Origin of the sequence: Streptomyces sp. NBC_00414, from assembly GCF_036038375.1 — a bacterium.
Taxonomy (GTDB): domain Bacteria; phylum Actinomycetota; class Actinomycetes; order Streptomycetales; family Streptomycetaceae; genus Streptomyces.
In genome coordinates this window covers 6,398,890-6,418,156 of record NZ_CP107935.1, presented here as the reverse complement: position 1 = coordinate 6,418,156, position 19,267 = coordinate 6,398,890, and the positions used below count along the sequence as shown (strand labels likewise).

Below are 19,267 nucleotides of genomic sequence, written 5' to 3'. Positions count from 1 at the left end.
GCGTCCATGAACACCGCGAAACCCTCCTCGCCCGCCGTCTCCGCGAGGATGAGTCGACAGGCGAGACGGGACACCGCACCCGAGGTGGCCGTGCGGAAGCTGCTCCATGCCGCGGGCCGTCGGTACCGCCTCAACGTCCGGGTCCCGGAGATGTCCCGGCGCACGATCGACATCGCCTTCACCCGCACCAAGGTCGCCGTCTTCATGGACGGCTGCTTCTGGCACGGCTGCCCGCAGCACGCGACCCAGCCGAAGGCGAACGCGGAGTGGTGGCGCGAGAAGCTGGACCGCAACATGGCCCGGGACGCGGAGACGACGCGGCACCTGGTGGCGTCGGGGTGGACGGTGCTGCGGTTCTGGGAGCACGAGGCGCCGAGCGAGGTGGCGGAGCGGGTGGCGGCCGCAGTGGACCGGCAGCGGCACGGCAACAGGGGGATGGAGAACGATGAGTGAGCTGACGTTCGTCGATGTCTGCTCAGGCGCGGGGGGTCTCGCGCTCGGGCTGGAGAGAGCCGGCTTCGAACCGAAGCTGCTCCTGGACATCGACCCGCATGCGTGCGAGACACTCCTGATGAACCGCCCGCACTGGAACGTGGTGCAAGAGGATCTGTTGGACTTCGACCCTTCGGAGCACCCGGAGGCGTACGACGTGGACGTGCTCACAGCCGGTCTTCCCCGGGTGAAGTCGAGCGCGACAGTGACACGCGACTCGTCGGACGAAGAGATCCGGCTCATCGAGGCCACCGCGTACCTCACCCACTCCGTACAACCGCGCGCCCTGGTCATCGAGAACATGCGCACCTTGGTCGACAAGGATTCCTTCGCACCCGTACGGGACTTCCTGCACGGCGAACTGGAGCACCTCGGCTACGAATTACGCTGGTTCGCCCTGAACGCCGCAGATTTCGGAGTGCCGCAGGACCGCGAGTCGGGTGTCCTCGTGGCTGTGAAGCGCCGGTGGGCCGCGGCCTTTCAGCCGCCTCCGCCCACCGTTCGCCGACATGTGTCGGTGGGGCAGGCACTGGCACGGTCGATGCGGTCACGGGGCTGGTCGGACGCCGACCGTTGGGCAGCACAAGCCGTACACGTCGCACCGACGCTGGTGGGCGGCTCGAAGGCGCGAGGAGGCGCGGACTTCGGGCCGCGCGGCACCAAGGCTCAATGGGAGCGGATGGGGGTCTACACGAAGTCCTTCGGTGACGAGATCCCCGATCACGACTTCAGGTGGGACCCGGCTCTGGGCGACGAGGGGCTGGTCAAGATCACCGTGGCACAAGCGGCGTTGCTCCAGGACTTCCCCGAGGACTGGCGTTTCGCCGGTCGGAAGACCGCTCGCTACCGGCAGGTGGGCAACGCCGCCCCACCTGCGGTCGGTGAGGCTCTGGGGCATTCGGTGGCCGAGGCACTAGGCCGACGATCACACCCACACGCCGGCTACACTTCGGCCACATGAGCAACCCGGAAACACAGACGCACGACTCCGAGGACAGATCGTTCGACTACGACGTCCTCGACCTCTTCGCCGGCCCCGGCGGATTGGATGTCGCAGCGCACTTCCTGGGTCTCACCAGCGTCGGTATCGAGCTGGACGGCAACGCGTGTGAAACGCGTTACCGGGCCGGCCTGCCGACCATTCATGCCGATGTGACCGTCATGCGCAAGGAGCGTTACGACGAGGTCCCGCACACAAGGGTTCTGGCAGGTGGACCGCCCTGCCAGTCATTCTCCATCGCGGGGAAAGGCGCCGGGCGAGAAGCTCTCGATACGGTCACGGAACTCATCGACGAGCTGATCGAAGACCCAGAAGGTCAGCTCGTCGACAAAAAGCTCGAAGACCTCGATTCGCGTACCGGCCTGGTACTGGAGCCGCTGCGCTACCTACTGAAGGCAATCACCTCCGGCAGGGGACCGTACCAATACATCGTCCTGGAGCAGGTACCTGCGGTCTACGCGGTCTGGGATGCCTACGCAAGGGTGCTCGCCGGCGGCGCGATCAAGCGTCCACGCCTCGACAGTTCCGGGCAGGTGCAGAACGAGGACGTGAAGTACCAGGTTGATTACGAGGTACTACGCACCGAGGAGTACGGCGTCCCGCAGACGCGTAAACGAGCAGTCCTCATCGCCCGCCTCATCGACGGGGAGCAGCACCCGGAAGAGCCCTTGAAGCTGCCCGGTCCCACACACGACCGTTTCGTCACCCTTCGGCAGAAATCCGTCGGGGACGACGCGACGCTGTTTCCCGTCGAATCGAAGGAACCCGAAACAAGTTCAAAGAAACCGTGGCGCTCCATGCACACCGCATTGTTCGCCGCGAAGAAGGAGCTGGACGCCTCCCACGATTCGATTTCGCGCGATTCGAAATTCTACGTGGTCTCCAACTATGGTTCCGGCGGAGATCCCAAGAAGCGGGGAATTCGACACTGGGACCAACCTTCATTCACTGTCACGGGTAAGATTTCCCGCAATCGACCGATGGACGCGAACGGGAAACCTCTGTCTCGTTTCACCCTTCATGAGGCCGGCGTCCTCCAATCGTTCCCCGGGGATTTCCCGTGGTCCGGAAGAGACCAGGCGCAGCAGGTCGGTAATGCGGTGCCTCCTGTGTTCGGCATGCACGTCCTTGGGGCTGCGCTCGGCCTGGCCCCCTCTTTCCCGGACGGGCTGAACCTCGAATGGGGCGGCTCCGTCGATGCGCTGCGCAGCGCAGATCTCCGGCTCGAAGGGTGCCCGCGGGAGCGAGTTTGTCCGACCGGGCACCCTTATGATCAGCCTGCCGAGGACTCCTCCACAACCTCACGGCCCCGCACCGGAGCATCCGCGAAGAGCCCCTCGAAGTAGTCGGTGAGCACAGCCACCGAGGTCTCCGGCGCACGCTCCTCCTCCGGGCCCTCGGGCAGCGCGTTCCGACTGACCGGGGAGGCTCCCTCCGCTGCTGCGATCCAGTCGCGCAAAGGCTCCGCGTCCCGCTCGGAGTCCGGCGCGACCACGTCGTACATCAACGTGGCAGCCGACGCGTTGACCGCGGAGGCCAGCGCGTTGGCCTCCCGGCCGGTGCGTATCACCTCGCGTTCGATGAGGCGGACAAGGGCCAGGGCGGTGGGACGGTGATCGACGACGTCCATACGTAGTGCGGTGTTGAGCATGTCCTGGTTCCCGCACGCGACCACGACGGGTCCGTAGTCAGGGCCGTTCCGGAACAGTTCCGCCGTCCACCACAGCCGAGCGAACGCCTGCGTGTAGTGGACGCCACGGAACCTGGCCCGGGCCACACTCGGCGCGCCGCCGTCCTTCTTCGGCGTCGTCGGCAGGTGTCGCCGGACGACGTAGTCCGGTGCCACTCCGAGTGCCAGGTAGTTCCACAGCCGTGCGTCCGCCGCCTCCCGACGGGTCAGCCGGAGCGTGGCGTGCAGGCGGGGAGCCAACCAGGCATCCGCCGCCGTGACGGGCCTCTCCTCCGCCTGCACCTTGTACATGACGTCGTCGATCAGGTCCCGCACCCGCCGCAGGCGGAATCGGGCGTCGTCGACGGGCAACTCCTCCGTGGCCTTGTTCAACGCGATCGACGGGACGTCCTCACGGCCCGTCAGCAGACCCTCGGTGATGTACGTGGCGGCCTGCATGTCGGCGAGCAGCGCCAGCCGCTCCGGCAGGTGCTCGGGTCTTGCGGTCACGCGGTGGCCTCCTGGTCGAGTCGTTCGATGCCACGGACGGTCTCGCCCAACGCCTTGGGCACCTCGGCGCGGCGCGTGGCGGCGTAGTGGATGCGCGGCTGGAGTTCGGCCCAGGTCCCGTCCCCGGTACGTCGGGCGTGCACCTCGCGCAGCGCGTCCTCGACGGAGCGCCCAGGCACGACGTCGGGCAACATCTCGCGCAGCACCTCACCCCGCCAGTCGGGCGGGAGGAGCGGCGTGCCGTCGTCCTCGATCTCCAGGTCGCCGATCGCGGTGTGGAACACGGCGGTCCACACGTCGGTGCACAACTGGGAGAGCAACATCTCGCCCACCAGACTCTCGACCTTGGTCCCCGCTCCCTGCACCAACGCGGTGAGGCCGTCGAAGTCGGTGTTCAGACGGACGGTCGGCATCCGGCCCGACGTGTCCACCATCCATGGCGCGTCCCGGAAGGGGCGCAGCCACTCGGCCGCACGCGCGAAGCTGACCGTCACGACGTCCAACTGCCGGTCCCGCAGCGGAACGTCGGCCGTCACGTCGACCATCCAGTCCCGCTCCGAGGAGGCGATGATCCGGCCCGGCACGCCGTCGACGGTGGCCACCACGTGGACGGAGAGCGTCGCCCTGTCCAGGTGGTCGGGCCGAACGAGCGTGATGCTTCCCGTCCACTCCCGGTTGTCCGGTCCCTCCGGCTCCAGCCGGGCGACGGTCCGGGCGTTGGTGGCCTTCTCAGCCAGGACGGCGACGACCGTCACCTCCGACCAGTGTCCCTTGGTCTCTATCTCCCGGGCCGGCACGGTCGCCGACAGCTTCAGCCGAGCCGTCTCCCAGTCCGGGCGTTCGGCGCGCCCGAGGGCCACGACCTGCTCCACGACGGAGTACCCCTTGGTGTCCAGGTCCTCCCGCGCCTCGTCGGGGCCGCTCAGCCGCACGGCCGTGACGCGCATGGTCACGGGACCGGACGGGCGGGGGTACGGATAGGCCTTCATGCGCTGTCTCCCTTGCCCGTGTGGAGTTCGACCACGAGACCGGTCAGCGCCGCTCGTACGGGGTGCGTGCTCACGTCGGTGACTCCTCGGAAGGAGGCCCGGCGCGCGCCGGGCGCGAAGTGCAGGATGCCGTCGACCACTTCGCAGTTACTGACCGCTACGAGCTCGGCCCACCGCACCACAGGCCGGGGACCGGATCTGACGTCCATCTTCGCGACCGGGCTCATGTGCCAGGTCTCACCGCCCACGGGCACCTTCACCTCGGCGGTGACCTGCCACGCCCCGTCGGAGCCGACCGCGGCGTCGAGGTCGTCGAGTTTCGGCAACGCCGCGGCCGCGTTGCCCTTGGCGGCAGCCTTGCCGGAGATCTTCAGCCGTTTGCGTACCTTCCCTGTGCCGCTGCTGTCCTTCTTCTCCTTCGGGACGGCGACCAGTTCCTTCACGGCCTTGTTCGTCGCCGTCGTCAGCGCCGCGATCCGACGGTGGGCCGACGGCGAGTACCGCATACGCAGCTCCTCCGTCTGGCTCCACTTGTTGTGCTCGGGCGGTTCCGACGTCCGTAGGAACTCCTCGGCCTCCGCAGCGAAGGGAGCGTCCTCGCCCGCGGCGCGCCCCGCGAGAAGGACCGCCTGGAACGGGTCGGTTCCCATGGGGAGGTCGGGAACGCGGCTCGTCCTGACTGTCATCCGGTTGCCGCGCATCGCCGTCACCTGGTTCGGCTTGCCGTCGGCGTCCGAGGCCTCGGTGACGAGCAGCACGGCTCGGTGTTCGCCGCCCGAGCCGGGACGTCCCTCGATGTCCGGCACCTTCAGCGGCACGGTGACAGCGGCCACCTGGCCCACCTCGGTGATCCGCTCCACCGTGTTCCCCGCGAGGAAAGCCTGCAGGGCCCGGGAGCGCGCCGGTTGGTAGATCACCGGGTCGACCCGCTCCTCCTTGAGGAACTCGTCGCCGTTGCGCTGGGTGCGGACCGACGCCTCAAGGAGCGGCTGTCGGTCACCGCCCGTCGTCATCGCCGCCCAGAAGTTACGGCCGAGCGCCTGGACCAGCCGCTTGTGCATGCGTTCCAGGCTGTCCTCGTCGTCGCTCGGGTCACCGTCGGACCGGGCTCCCGCGAGGCTCGCGACATCGTGCGCCCCGACGATGAGGAAAGAGGTGCCGGGGTCGTCACTCTCACGATCGAGGTGCAGGCTCCTGGCGGTGTCCTCGTCCGCCCACCAGGAACGCACCACGTCCACGTTGTCCGCCTCGGCGTCCGGGCGGCCGAGCCAGGCGGGGCCCGCGTACGGTTTGCCGTCCACCTCGCGCCACGGCAGGTCGAGGCGCCCGATCAGCCGTCGGTCGGTGCGCCCTTCGTGTGCTTCGGCGAGGGTGGAGTTGATGAGAACGAGGCCGAGCCGGCTGGTGGCCCACAAGGTGGCCTTGCCCAAACCGTAGGAGCCACCGGCGCCGGAGTCGGCCTTGCGGCTGTCGAGTTGGCGCCGTACGACAGCGGCGAAGCGGCCGTCGGCGTAGTCGTCGCCCGTCAGACCGCTCGCGTTGTAGTCGTCCACGCGGAGCAGCACCAGGCGGTCGCGCTCGTACATCTCACGGAGTCCCGCGCTGATGACACGGCCGACCTTCTGGTCCTGCGCGGCGGCGCTCTCGTAGTGCGGGAAGAGGTCGTCCCAGCGGATGGCCGTGCGGAATCGGGCCAGGGTCTCGCCGGTCAGCTCGTTCAGGGTGTAGCGGACGCGGACCGGCTGTTCGTTCTCCCTGCGACGCTCGTCCAGGCTGTTCTGGGTCGCCTCGCGGGCCAGGACCTCCAGGTCGGCCTCGAAGGCGAAGGCCGCCGCGTTGCCGAACTCCCTTCCGCCGTCGGCGTGTCCGGGGCGGTGGTACCAAGTGATCGGGAGGCCGGCCAGGGTATCGGTGGTGCGGGTATGGAGCGTACCCACGTCCAGCTTGAGCGCTTCGGCAATCTTGTTGATCGTCTCGGTCCGGGGCTCGGCCCGGCCGGTGATCCAGGCGGAGACAGCGGCACGGGTCACTCCCACCGCCTCGGCCAGCTCCGTCTGCTTCATCCTCGTCAGCTGGAGCTGACGGGCCAGCCAAGGCCCGAAGTCTTCTCCGACCTCCACGCTTCCCCCTCTCGGGTCACCGTCCGGCCCACGGCACGGGCGATTGACGCGACGACGACCTGTCAAACAATACTTGACGAGCACATCCCGACCCTCGAAATATTGCTCTCGCAGATCAGATCCTTTCACCCTGGTTCATCACTCCATGCACCTTAAATCCCTTTTGTTCCCAGACCCCCTACGGCAAGTGGGGACCCGAATTCCGCAACACCCCCTTGCACCACTCGAACAGGACTCGCTAACCTCCCGTCAGGAAACGCGGCCCAGCGCCACGTCCCTCTTTCTTTCGCATTTGGTTTTAGTGCGCCGCAGGTCACCAGGCCTCCCCCATTCGTGCGCCCATCTCGTCCTGTACGAGCAGTCTCTGTCGCCACGAACGAAGGTTCCCGTGACCAGCCATTCCATTTTCGCGTCCTCGCTCGGCCCCACGGAACTCCTGCGCATTCGACGCGACGCCGAAGAAACGATTTCCTCCCTCTGGGTCACAGAGAAACAGGAACCATCGGCTCGGACTCCGCGTCTCTGTCCTCACCGTCACCGCTGACCCCACGAGCAGCGGCACTCCACCCACCACGCACTTCATCGTCCCGCACCACGCCTGGCCAGCTCTCCAGGTGACCGTTTCCCGCCCTTCCTCGTGCTCGCCGTTCCCGAATGGAGTCCCGCCCGTGGCCGACGTCGAAACGCCTGTAATCAAGACCGTCGTCGAACAGTCCGCCCGCGTCCTGGAGACCTATCGCGTCGACCCCGGACTGATTCCCGAACATGCGAACGGGGAGAGACGGATCACCCAGGGTGGTTACGGTGACCGGCAGCTCTTCGAACTCGTCCAGAATGCCGCCGACGAGATCGCCGCCGAGCCCGGTGGAAAGGTGCATGTCGTCCTGACGGATACGCATCTCTACTGCGCGAACCAGGGAACTCCGGTCACCCCCGAGGGTGCCGAGACCATTCTGCGGATGAGTATGTCCGGAAAGAGGGGCGGTCAGATCGGACGCTTCGGCGTCGGCGTGAAATCCGTGCTCGTCGTGTCGGACGCGCCGGAGTTCTTCGGTCGTACGGGGTGCTTCGGGTTCGACCGCGGCTGGGCGTACGAGCAGATCAGACAGGTGCCCGGGGTCGAGCGTCTCGGTGAGGGCTTCGAGGCGCCGGTGCTGCGTATGGCCCGACCGTTGGACGAGGCGGCCGAGCGGGGCAAGGACCGGACGCTCGACGAGCTGATGCAGTGGGCGACCACGGTGGTCCGCCTGCCGCTGCTCCCCAAGGCCGACGAGAAGTTGGCCTACGACATGCATGCCGTTCCCTCTCCCCGCAAGGAAGGGAACGGGATCAGCCCGGTACGGGACAGTTTCCCTGCCGGTTTCCAGCTCTTCTCCCCGCATGTGGGTGAAGTGACCCTTGAGGACCGGCGTCTTCGTCCGGTGGTCCGACGGGTGCTCAGCACCGAGCAGGACGGTCACACCCGCATCGTCCACGAGCAGCGGACGGGAAGCCCCGCCGTGGCCCACCGGTGGAACGTCTTCACGCACACGCACCACCCCACGGAGCGCGCCCGTCTCAGCGCCGGCGAGATGCACGACCGGATCGCCATCGACGTCTCCTGGGCGGTCCAGGCATACACCAGGGACGAGGCGACCGGCCTGCTGACGTCCCCCCGGGGACGCGGCAAGTTCTGGTCGTTCTTCCCCACGAAGTACGACATCACCTTGAGCGGATACCTCAACGGGGCCTGGAAGACCAACGAGGACCGGCAGAACCTGCTGGACTCGTCCCCCTTCAACGAGGAGTTGATCCAGGTCGGGGCACGCCTCGTCGTCGACTCCCTGCCGAAGCTGGCGCCCGCCGAGGACCCTGCTGCCTATCTCCCGCTGCTGCCCGGTCGTGCTCGCGAGTCGGAAACCGTCAGTTGGGCCGACCGCTACCTGACCCGACACATCTGGGCGGCGACTGCGCAGCGTCCCTCCCTGCCGGACCAGGACGGTGTCCTGCAGACCCCTCGTGACCTCAACTTCCCTCCGGATCTGGGCAAGGCCACCCCCAAGGATCAGGTGCGGTGGCTGGGAATGTGGAACGCCCACGCCGGCCGTCCCGCGGACTGGCTGCACCCCTCCGCGGAGGCCGACAACCTGCGCGCGGGCAAGGTCAAGCACATCCTGGAAGCCGCCGAGCTGAACCGTTCCACGGTGAAGGAGTGGCTGGAGGCGCTCGTCTCGGACGGAACCCCGGCGGCCTCCGCCGCCGCGATCCGGATCGTCGCCGACATGATCGGGATGGCGTCCCCGTACGCCGTCGAAGCCCGCAGGGCACACGTTGTACTCACCGAGGAACACGGCCTCGTGGCGCCGGTCGCGGGTAAGGTCTTCCGGCGATCGGTCCAGGACGGGCTGAAGGACGACCTGGTGTACGTCCATGCCGGGCTGTCCGACGACGACTCCCTGTCGATGGCCCTGAACACCGTCGGGATCCAGGAGGCGGACGCGCGCGGTCGCTTCGTCGGCGTCCTTGACCAGGGATTCGACAACTACGCACCCCAGGACTGGAACCACTTCTGGGAGCTGTTCCACAGCGCGGGAGGCAGCCACGTCTCCAACGAGGTCCGCTCCCGGGTGGCGACGCCCCTCACCACGCTCCACGTCCGGGTGGCCGACGGTACGTACCGTCCGATGCGAAGCACGATGCTCCCCGGTCCGGTGGTGACCGCCGGATCCGACCCGTCCCTCACGGTCGACATGCGCTTCCACTCGGACGACGCCGGCTTCTTCCGCGAGGTCGGCCTGCGCGACCGACCGACGGGCGGATACCGGCCGGAGGGCGAGGACTGGTTCGAGCGGGAGTACCGCGAGTGGGCCTACGAGCGTTCCCTGGGGCAGCTGGACGATCGTGCTGCCCGGCCGCAGCTCAACCGCATGAAGCTCGAAGGCGCCGCTGTGGGCGGTCCCCTTCACCTGCTACCGCTGATGTCGGACGAGGCGAAGGCCGCGTTCGTGGCGACGTTGTCCGACGACTCGGTGATCGACCGTTGGACACGCCAGTTCGGCGCCCAGGTCAACACACGACAGCCCCTCGCCTCACCCCTGCGCTGGATGCTGCGTCGCCACGGCCGGGTGAGGACCTCCCAGGGCCTCAAGGCGCTCAGCGATGCCGTCGGTCCGCAGCTCGATGCCTACCGTGACCTGCTGCCGGTCGCGGCGATCAGCCCTGAGAAGGCCCGCAAACTGGGGCTTCCCGTCAGCCTCGACAAGGTGCCGGACAGGCACTGGGCCCAGCTCCTGGAGCAGTTGAAGGAGAGCGAGGACGACGCCTTCGTCGGCAACATGTACGTGATGCTGACCCGTCTGGAGGTCGCCTTCCCGGAGGACTCCCTCACCCGGTGTCGCGTCGGCACCGAGTGGAGCACCCGCGAGGACGGCGAGATCGCCGTGGCCGCCACGCCGGCCGAGTACAAGGCGCTGCGCGCCGAGCAGGTCCCCGCCCTGCTCACCGCCACCCCCGGAGACGCTGCACTGCTCGTCAAGCAGTGGGGCATGTTGCCGTACGCGGACGTCATCAGCAAGGAGACCCGGCACGTGGCCGCCGGTGAGCCGATCCCGCTGCGCGATGCCTACCCCACGCTCCGACAGAGGGTGGGCAAGGCATCCAACGAGCACTCCCTGCTGCGTTGCTCCGAGCTGGAAGAGGTCCTGCGCACCCCCAACGGTATGAAGGCCACCCCGTTGAGGAGCGCACTGGACGGCACGACCGTCCTGGTCCTGGAGCCCGTCACCGACCTGGAGGCGCTTGTCGCGGTGGACCGCGAACTGCGCCTGAATCTCCGTGAGGCGGGTTGCCGTCAGGTGCTCGACGCACAGGAGCAGCAGGAGCAGAACCGTAAGGTCCAGGAGACACTGAAGGCGGTGCGCGGGGCCGAGAACGTGGTGACCAAGCTGGAGCTGCTCATCGGTGCCGACGCCCTGCGCGCCGGGCTGCCCGCCGGGCTGCTGGACAGCGAGAAGGCCGCTCTCGGTGGGGCGGAGCCCTCCGGGTCCCGCATCGCGCAGTTGGCGTTCAACGCCCATGGCGACGGCATACTTCAGGTCCACGTCCGGGATCTCCAGGTCAACTATCCGTCCAACGCCCCGTCGTCGTTCTCCGGCAGCTCCCGAGCGGTCGCCTTCGTCTCCGACCTCGACTTCCCCGACTCCTTCGCCGGCGTCAGGGCACCTTCCCTGGACCCCCGGATCGAGGTCTCCGGTCCCACCCAGTTCCCCCGCCTCCACGACTACCAGGAGCGGCTGGCGACCAACGTGTTCGCCATGCTGGACCGCATCGCCCCGCAGCGCGGAATGCTGTCCCTGCCCACCGGCGCGGGCAAGACGCGCGTGGCGGCGGAAGCGGTGATCCGTTGGGTCAAGCAGGTGGAGAAGCTGGACGGCCCGATCCTGTGGATCGCCCAGAGCGAAGAACTGTGCGAACAGGCGGTGCAGAGCTGGAAGTTCGTGTGGGAGAAGGTCGGCGCGGAGACACCACTCGTGATCAGTCGGCTCTGGACCACGAACGAGGCGGGACCGGTCACCGACCGGCCGCACCTCGTGGTGGCCACGGACGCCAAGCTGCGGGTCTGCCTCGACACCGACGCCTACGCCTGGCTGCGCCGAGCCGCGCTCGTCATCGTCGACGAGGCCCACATGGCCATCGCCCCGCAGTACACCGAGATCCTGTCCCACATGGGTCTCACGGCGTCCCGCACCGACCGGCACCTGCTCGGTCTGACGGCCACCCCGTTCCGCAACACCAATGTCGAGGAGACCGAGCGTCTCGTCCGGCGGTTCGGCAGCACGCGTCTGGACGAGGGAGTCTTCACGACAGGTGATCCGTACGCGGAACTCCAGGAACTCGGCATGCTCGCCCGCGTCGAGCACCGGGAACTCACCGGCGGCACGATCGAGCTCACCCCGGACGAGCAGCAGCGCGCCGAGCAGTTGAGCATCCTGTCCAAGGCGGCCGAGCAGCGGCTCGCGGAGGACCACGACCGCAACGACCGGATCATCGCCGAGATCAGGACCATGCCGGACGACTGGCCGGTACTCGTCTTCGCGACCTCCGTCAGCCATGCGAAGTTCCTGGCGGCCAAGCTCAACGACCAGGGCATCGGCGCGGCAGCCGTGGACTCGGCCACCTCCACCTCCGACCGCCGCCGCCGGATCGACGCGTTCCGCAGCGGTCGCACCCGGGTGCTCACCAACTACGGCGTCCTCACCCAGGGCTTCGACGCCCCGGCGACGCGGGCTGTCGTCGTCGCCCGCCCCACCTACAGCCCCAACGTGTACCAGCAGATGATCGGGCGCGGTCTACGTGGCCCCCGCAACGGCGGCAAGGACACCTGCCTGATCCTCAACGTTCGCGACAACATCACCAACTACGGCAAGGCCCTCGCCTTCACGCAGTTCGAGCACCTCTGGAGCAAGAAGTGATCGACGCCTACGCCGACAGCCCGGCGCTGACCGACGAGCAGCGGGCCGTCGTCGACCGGCCCTGGGACGCGCGCGTCCTGGTGACGGCCGGCGCCGGGTCGGGCAAGACCCACACCCTGGTCCGGCGTCTCGACGCCCTGGTCGGTCACGAGGAGGAAGCGCTGGAAGCCGGGGAGATCCTCGTGCTCAGCTTCTCCCGGGCCGCCGTGCGCGAGTTGCGTCATCGCATCGCCACCCACGGGCAGCGAGCCCGACGGGTGCGCGTCCAGACCTTCGACTCCTGGGCGTACGCCCTGCTGACCCAGGCGTACCCGGACGAGGAGTGGGGGCACCGCACCTTCGACGAACGGATCAGGGAGGCGACGCGGGCGATCGAGAAGGGAGCGGTCGAGGCCGGCGAAACGGGAGGGCCCTCCCATGTGGTGATCGACGAGGTGCAGGACCTCGTCGGCGACCGCCGGAACATGGTCGAGACCCTGCTCGACCAGTTCCAGGACTCGTGCGGGTTCACCGTTGTCGGGGACTCCGCGCAGTCGATCTACGGCTTCCAGATCGACGACCCGGACGCCCGGGCCGCCGAGGTCGACTACTTCCTGACCTGGCTACGCAACTCCTACCCCGACGACCTGGTCGAGCTGCACCTGACCGAGAACTTCCGCGCCGAGACACCCGATGCGCGGACCGCCCTGTCGCTGGGTCCCGAGATCCAGCGGCTCGGCCCGGACAGCGCGGGCAAGGAGAGCGAACGTCTCTATCGGGAGCTGTGCGGCCGGCTTTCGGTCCTCCCCGACCTGGGCTTCCTCGACGACCCGTCGACCCTGACGGCCCTGCAGGTCTACCCCGACACCTGCGCGATCCTCACCCGGGACAACCGCCAAGCCCTGGCGGTGTCCGAACTGCTCGCCTCCCACGGCGTCGACCACAGCCTCAAGCGGTCGTTGCGTGACCGTCCCGTGCCGTACTGGGTGGCCGAGCTGCTTCGTCGCGCCGGTGCGCCCACCTTGGCCGAGGCGCGCTTCCTGGAGATCGTCGCCGACATCCCGCTGCCGGACGGCACCGACCCCGCCCAGGTCTGGCGTTCCCTGCGCGGTGTGGCGCGGGGGCCCCGCGGGTTCCTGGAGCTGGACGGAGTGCGTCGAGCGGTGGCCGACGGCCGGTTCCCCGACGAACTCGCGCCTCCGGAGTCGTCCCGGCTCGTCGTCTCGACCGTCCACCGGGCCAAGGGCCTGGAGTACGACCGGGTGATCCTGCTGACCCCGCCCACCCTGGCCGAGCTGCGCAAGCAGCACACCGTGGTGGACCCGGCCGCGGAGTCGCGCGCGCTGTACGTCGCGATGACCCGGCCCCGCGCGGACCTCTGCCACGTACGCCCGCCGGACACCGCCCGGATCCGCAGGGAGCGCCGTACGGACCGCTTCTACAAGGGCGGGTGGAAGGCGCACCAGCGGTACGGGATCGCCGCAGCCGACCGGGATGTGTACCGGGAGGAGCCGCCGGGTGCGGACCTGCCGGACGCCACCGCCCTGTCCGTGCAGGAGTACCTGCTCGAACACGTACGTCCCGGGGACGAGATCACCCTGCGGCTGCGCCACGAGCTGCCGATGGGCCCGGACCAGAGCCCGCCCTACGGGCTCCACCACCGCGGCCGTGAGATCGGCGAGGTGTCGGAGAGCTTCCGCGGGGATCTGCACGCGGTGGAGAAGGTCTCCCGGAACTGGGAGGTGAGTTGGCCCGTCGAGATCGCCGGGCTGCGGGTCGGCTGCGTGGAGACGGTCGCGGGCAGCGCCGCCGCGGGCATCCGCGCCGGGCTCGGCGACCACGGGGTGTGGATGGTCCCCCGACTCGACGGACTGGGCAGTTACCGGCGCGCTTCGAGCGCTCACAAGGGAGACGAGAAGGCATGACCGACAGCACGACCGGACGCCACGACGCCCACTACCGGGCCCGTGAGGCCCTCGTCGAGAGGCTGCGCCGTGACCTGCTCGGTCCCGCCGACGACGCCGTCGGTGAGGACCGGGAAGAAGTCCTCACCCAGGACGCGCCGATCACCGTCTACCCCATCGGCGTGCTGTATCCGCAGCCCGCCGGCGCGACCGCGCGGCGAGAGGTCGAGGAGGACGAGGCCGAACAGGACGGACTCGATGTCGCCCCGGTCCTGAGCCACGACAGCGCGGACGAGTCGGCCCCGGCGGCCGAGCTGCCATCGGCCGGGGACCGCAGGCCCTCCAGCATGGGTCTGACGTTCGCCGTCGATCCGGCGGAGACGGACACGATCATGGTGACGGCACGAGCCGCCATGTACGACCCCGTCGACCCCGAGGGCCGCAAGGTGGCGCCCAAACGGGCCGAGTCGCGGACCACCGTCGACCAGCGTGAACACTGGCGGCGTCGGGTGCTCGACCTGCCGGAGGTGCCGGTCGACGTCACCCGCCCCGGGCGGCTGGACCCGAAGCCGGAGTTGGCCGACGGCGTGAAGCTGGACGTTCTGGTCCGAAGGCCCAGCGCCTCGGGAACCGTCACCGTCACGGTCACCCTGATCAACTGCAACAAGGTGGGCGAGCGCGAGCTGCAGGACGCCTACGCTCTCTTCCAGCCCCGATTGGTCGTCACCGCCGCCGACGGGTCCTCCGCCTTCGTCGAGCGCCCCGCCGCCCTCAGTGCGGTCGACGAAGAACTGGAGACCAGTCGGCTCCTGCACCGGCACGCCCCGACGTTCGCCGTCGGGCACGGCTGCTCGGCCGCCTGGGACTGGAATGCGTCGCAGGTCGGGATCACCGACATAGAACGTGCCGCGGTGCCCGAGGTCCGTACCGAGTTCCTGCCCACGCATGAGGTGCTGCTGACCGATTCCAACCCGGAGATCGACGCCTCCGCACTCCGTATGCACGACCTCGCCACCCGCCCGGACGCCGATGTGCTGGTCGCCCTCGCAGGGTTGGCCGACGGTTACGAGCAGTGGATCGCCCGGAAGGACGCGGAGGCCTCCCAGCTGATCGGCACCTCGTACGAGAACGCCGCCCGCGAGCAGATCCGCGCCTGCCGCGAGGCGCTGCGTCGTATCCGCCGGGGCATCGAGCTGCTGCGCTCCGAACCCGACGTGATGCACGCCTTCCGTCTCGCCAACCGGGCCATGGCACAGCAGCGGGCGCGTACCGACTGGGTACGGGGTGGTCGACCGGGCGACCCCGACGTCACGTCAGGCCGCTGGCGCCCCTTCCAGATCGCGTTCGTCCTGCTGTGCCTGACCGGCATCGAGGACGCGGATCACGAGGACCGTCGGATCTCCGACCTCCTCTGGTTCCCGACCGGTGGTGGCAAGACCGAGGCGTATCTGGGTCTGATCGCCTTCACCACCTTCTTGCGTCGCATCCGCGGCAAGGAGAGCAAGGAGGGTAAGGAGCGTGGTGGCGGCGTCACCGTCCTCATGCGCTACACGCTGCGGCTGCTCACCCTTCAGCAGTTCGAACGCGCCACGATCCTCATCTGCGCCATGGAACTGATGCGTCGCGAGGACCCCGCGACGCTGGGGTCCGAGCAGATCTCGATCGGCATGTGGGTCGGCAGGTCCGCCACGCCCAACAAGCTGAAGGTCGCGGCCGGGAAGCTCGACGAGCTGCGCGCCGGCAAGACCCTGCAGAAGGAGAACCCGGCCCAGCTCCACTACTGCCCGTGGTGCGGGACCGCCATGGACGCCGACGACTACGAGGTCGACGAGGACAAGCGGCGCATGTACGTACGCTGTCCCGGCGACGGCTGCGACTTCGCCTCCGGCTCCGGTCTGCCCGTGCATCTGGTGGACGAAGCGGTGTACGCCGCCCGGCCGACGCTCGTCATCGCCACCGTCGACAAGTTCGCGTCGATGCCGTGGCGCGAGCGCACCGCCGCGCTCTTCAACCGTGACCGCTCCGACGGCACGCCGCCTCCCGAGTTGATCGTGCAGGACGAGCTGCATCTCATCTCCGGCCCGCTCGGCACGCTCACGGGTCTGTACGAGACCGCCGTCGACGCCCTCGCCGACCAGCCGAAGGTGATCGCGTCCACGGCGACGATCCGTCGGGCCGGGGAACAGGGCAAGGCGCTGTTCGACCGTGAGGTGCGGCAGTTCCCACCGGCGGGTCTCGACTCGCGGGACTCGTGGTTCGCCGTCGAGACGCCACGCGAGGAGAAGGCCAGTCGGCGCTACGTCGGACTCCTTGCCCCCGGCACCAGTCAGTCGACCCTGCTGATCCGTACCTACGCCACTCTCCTGCACCAGGCGATGCGCACCGATACCACCGACGAGGTGCGCGACGCCTACTGGACCCTGGTCGGTTACTTCAACAGCCTGCGTCTGCTGTCCGCGGCCGAACTCCAGGTGCACGACGACGTGGAGTCGTACCTGAACCTCCTGGCCGAGCGGGACGGGCTCGACGTTCCGCGCCGCACGGACGGGTACGCGGAACTGACCAGCCGCATCGACGCCAGCGCGATCCCGGCCCGGCTCAAGCAGATCGAGCGGCGCTATCCCGACCCGGACGCCGTGGACGTCCTGCTGGCCACGAACATGATCTCGGTCGGCGTGGACGTGGACCGGCTCGGCCTGATGGCCGTCATGGGTCAGCCGCAGACCACCGCCGAGTACATCCAGGCCACCAGCCGGGTCGGACGTTCCCACCCCGGTCTGGTCGCCGTCATGCTCAACTCGACGCGCTCCCGCGACCGGTCCCACTACGAGAACTTCCTGCACTTCCACTCGGCCCTGTACCGAGAGGTGGAGTCGACGTCCGTGACACCGTTCTCCTCCCGGGCGCGTGACCGTGGTCTGCACGCCGTCGTGGTGGCGCTGGCCCGCATCCTGATCCCCGCCGCGCGACCGAACGACGGCGCGGGCCGCATCGCCGACTATCTCGACACCCTTCGTCACGAGATCAAGCCGATCCTCATGGCTCGCGTACAGGGAGTCGACGAGGAGGAGTACGACGCGACCTCCGCCGCCTACGACGAATTCGTGAACTGGTGGGTGGAGGAGGCCGAGCGCTTCGGCGGCCTTCTCTACGAACCCGTGCGCGGGAACAGGACACCGTCCCTTCTCAAGGCGTACGACGACGAGTCGGAGGACGCCGAGGCCTGGTCGACCCTGTGGAGTCTGCGCGACGTCGACGCCGAGTCCGCCCTTTTCATGGAGGCTTCCCGATGACCCCGCCCCCCGCCCGTCGCCGTGGTGGCGCCGGCGCCACCGCTCCCCGGCACAACCTCCCCCGACGGGGAGCCGTGCGCCGCGCCCAAATGATCACCACCTACGGTGTCGGTTCGCTGATCGCCGTCGACAACGAGTCGTTCGTCGTGGCCGGCCTCGACGGTGCTCATGAGGCGTGGCGCCTGGACGAGGCGCCGATCATCCATGAGCACCGGTTGGCGCGCATCCTCGGCGTCCAGCACTTCCGGCTGCCCCCCGCCTCGAACGACGACAGCAAGGACGGCATCCGGGTACGCCGCTTCCCGCTGTGGCACTCCTGCCCCGGCTGCGACGCGCTCCAGCACGTGCGCGGCTTCAACCCACCGCCCGGCAAGAACATCTGCACCGACTGCGAGGAGGACCTCGTCCCCTCCCGCTTCGTCGTGGCGTGCGAGCACGGTCACCTCGACGACTTCCCCTATTGGAAGTGGGCGCATCGGGGCAATCGGGCGGACGGCGCGTCCGGCCACTGCGGCGGCGAGCTGCGTCTGCGTACCTCCGGTCGTACCGCCTCGCTGCGTTCCGTCCTCGTCTCGTGCACCTGCGGCGTGCCCGAGGTCTCGATGGAAGGCGCGTTCCGCCGCTCCGCGCTCGCCGAGCTCAAGGTTCCCTGCTCGGGACGGCGCCCATGGCTGAAGGACGCGCCCGCCGAGACGTGCGACCAACTGCCGCGCACGCTCCAGCGTGGTTCGTCGGCCGTGTGGTCCCCGGTCCTGAAGTCCGCGCTGTCGATCCCGCCTTGGAGCGACGGCCTCGCCGATCGTCTTTCCGGGCGGTGGGACACTCTGCGCGAGTACGCCGACGATCCCTCGAAGTTGGAGATCTACCTCAAGGGAGCGTTCCCGAACGAAGACATCCCCACCGACGCCGTTCTCGCCCTGATCGAGGCGGAGGACCAGGAGGATTTCGATCCCGATGGGTCTTCCACCGGGCAGAACCACCGTTACCTCGCCCTGCGCAGGCAGGAGTACGAACGTCTCTGTGCCGGGAACGCCGAGGCCGACCAGGACCGACGTCAGCAGTTCGTGTGCGAGCCGCCGTCCGGCGACTCGGCCCCTCTCCTCCCCACCGGCGTGACGACGCCGATGCTCGTCAAGCGTCTGCGTGAGGTCCGCGCGCTCAAAGCCTTCTCCCGCGTCACCGCCCCCGACTCGAACGTCGAGGTGCACGAGGCGGCGCTGTCCCTGCGGCCCACCACCTGGCTGCCCGCCATGGAGGTCCACGGTGAGGGCGTCTTCCTACGCCTGGACGACGACCGCCTGGAGAGGTGGGCCGCCTCCAGCGCGGTGGCCGCCCGGACCGACCGCATCCGCGCCAACCACGAGCGGCTGCTGCGGGAGCGGGCCTCCGACCCCGCGCAGGTCCCCGATTCGCCCGCGGAGCCTCGCATGGTGCTGCTGCACACCTTGGCCCACGCGCTGATCAACGAGTGGAGCCTGGACGCCGGCTATCCGGCCGCCTCCCTACGCGAGCGCCTGTACGCGGACGAGACGATGGCCGGTCTGTTGATATACACGGCCACCAGCGACTCGGCGGGCAGCCTCGGTGGTGTCGTCGCCCAGGGGGAGCCGACACGGCTGGCCCAGGCACTGCGCTCGGCCGTGCACCGCGCGCAGTGGTGCTCCGCCGATCCCCTGTGCATCGAGTCCGAGGCCACCGGCACCGGCAGTACCAACCTCGCCGCCTGCCACGCCTGCGTGATGCTCCCGGAGACGAGCTGCGAGCACAACAACATCCTGTTGGACCGCGCGCTGCTCGTCGGTACCCCGGAAGAACCGGACCTGGGCTTCTTCGCGGCCATACTGCACCCCTGACACTCGAT

At 68.7% G+C, this 19,267-nt stretch carries 10 protein-coding genes; 7 read left to right on the top strand and 3 right to left on the bottom strand.

Annotated features, from left to right (window positions below):
- Positions 1 to 6 precede the first annotated feature (6 nt).
- From OHS59_RS27945 to OHS59_RS27935, 3 genes are read left to right on the top strand one after another with little or no spacing between them, the layout of a single operon-like run.
- The gene (locus OHS59_RS27945) at positions 7 to 453 is read left to right on the top strand and encodes a very short patch repair endonuclease (protein ID WP_328496110.1); all 447 of its coding nucleotides are present in this window, start codon (positions 7 to 9) and stop codon (positions 451 to 453) included.
- Entirely contained in the window at positions 446 to 1,453 is a 1,008-nt protein-coding gene (locus OHS59_RS27940; protein ID WP_328496109.1) for a DNA cytosine methyltransferase, read from the top strand. The genes OHS59_RS27945 and OHS59_RS27940 overlap by 8 nt, the downstream gene beginning before the upstream one ends.
- On the top strand, positions 1,450 to 2,838 hold the full coding sequence (locus tag OHS59_RS27935) for a DNA cytosine methyltransferase (RefSeq protein ID WP_328496108.1): 1,389 nt from the start codon (positions 1,450 to 1,452) through the stop codon (positions 2,836 to 2,838). The genes OHS59_RS27940 and OHS59_RS27935 overlap by 4 nt, the downstream gene beginning before the upstream one ends.
- On the opposite strand, the gene OHS59_RS27930 is transcribed toward OHS59_RS27935, so the two are convergent.
- The 3 genes from OHS59_RS27930 to OHS59_RS27920 are packed head-to-tail and all read right to left on the bottom strand — an operon-like array spanning position 2,766 to position 6,780.
- Positions 2,766 to 3,671 carry a DUF6339 family protein gene (locus OHS59_RS27930; RefSeq protein WP_328496107.1) on the bottom strand — a complete coding sequence of 302 codons (906 nt, stop codon included), beginning with the start codon at positions 3,669 to 3,671 and terminating at the stop codon, positions 2,766 to 2,768. The genes OHS59_RS27935 and OHS59_RS27930 overlap by 73 nt on opposite strands.
- Entirely contained in the window at positions 3,668 to 4,660 is a 993-nt protein-coding gene (locus OHS59_RS27925) for a hypothetical protein (RefSeq protein ID WP_328496106.1), read from the bottom strand. The genes OHS59_RS27930 and OHS59_RS27925 overlap by 4 nt, the downstream gene beginning before the upstream one ends.
- Positions 4,657 to 6,780, bottom strand: a complete 2,124-nt coding sequence (locus tag OHS59_RS27920) for a helix-turn-helix domain-containing protein (RefSeq protein WP_328496105.1) — start codon at positions 6,778 to 6,780, stop codon at positions 4,657 to 4,659. Before OHS59_RS27920 ends, OHS59_RS27925 begins: the two co-directional genes overlap by 4 nt.
- A 668-nt stretch (positions 6,781 to 7,448) precedes the next feature.
- On the opposite strand from OHS59_RS27920, the gene OHS59_RS27915 reads away from it, so the two are divergent.
- The 4 genes from OHS59_RS27915 to OHS59_RS27900 are packed head-to-tail and all read left to right on the top strand — an operon-like array spanning position 7,449 to position 19,259.
- Entirely contained in the window at positions 7,449 to 12,230 is a 4,782-nt protein-coding gene (locus OHS59_RS27915) for a DEAD/DEAH box helicase (RefSeq protein WP_328496104.1), read from the top strand.
- Positions 12,227 to 14,134: a UvrD-helicase domain-containing protein gene (locus OHS59_RS27910; RefSeq protein ID WP_328496103.1), complete on the top strand. Its 1,908-nt coding sequence runs from the start codon at positions 12,227 to 12,229 to the stop codon at positions 14,132 to 14,134. The genes OHS59_RS27915 and OHS59_RS27910 overlap by 4 nt, the downstream gene beginning before the upstream one ends.
- Positions 14,131 to 17,406 carry a helicase-related protein gene (locus tag OHS59_RS27905; RefSeq protein ID WP_328496102.1) on the top strand — a complete coding sequence of 1,092 codons (3,276 nt, stop codon included), beginning with the start codon at positions 14,131 to 14,133 and terminating at the stop codon, positions 17,404 to 17,406. Before OHS59_RS27910 ends, OHS59_RS27905 begins: the two co-directional genes overlap by 4 nt.
- Positions 17,403 to 19,259: a DUF1998 domain-containing protein gene (locus tag OHS59_RS27900; protein WP_328496101.1), complete on the top strand. Its 1,857-nt coding sequence runs from the start codon at positions 17,403 to 17,405 to the stop codon at positions 19,257 to 19,259. Before OHS59_RS27905 ends, OHS59_RS27900 begins: the two co-directional genes overlap by 4 nt.
- Positions 19,260 to 19,267: the final 8 nt, after the last annotated feature.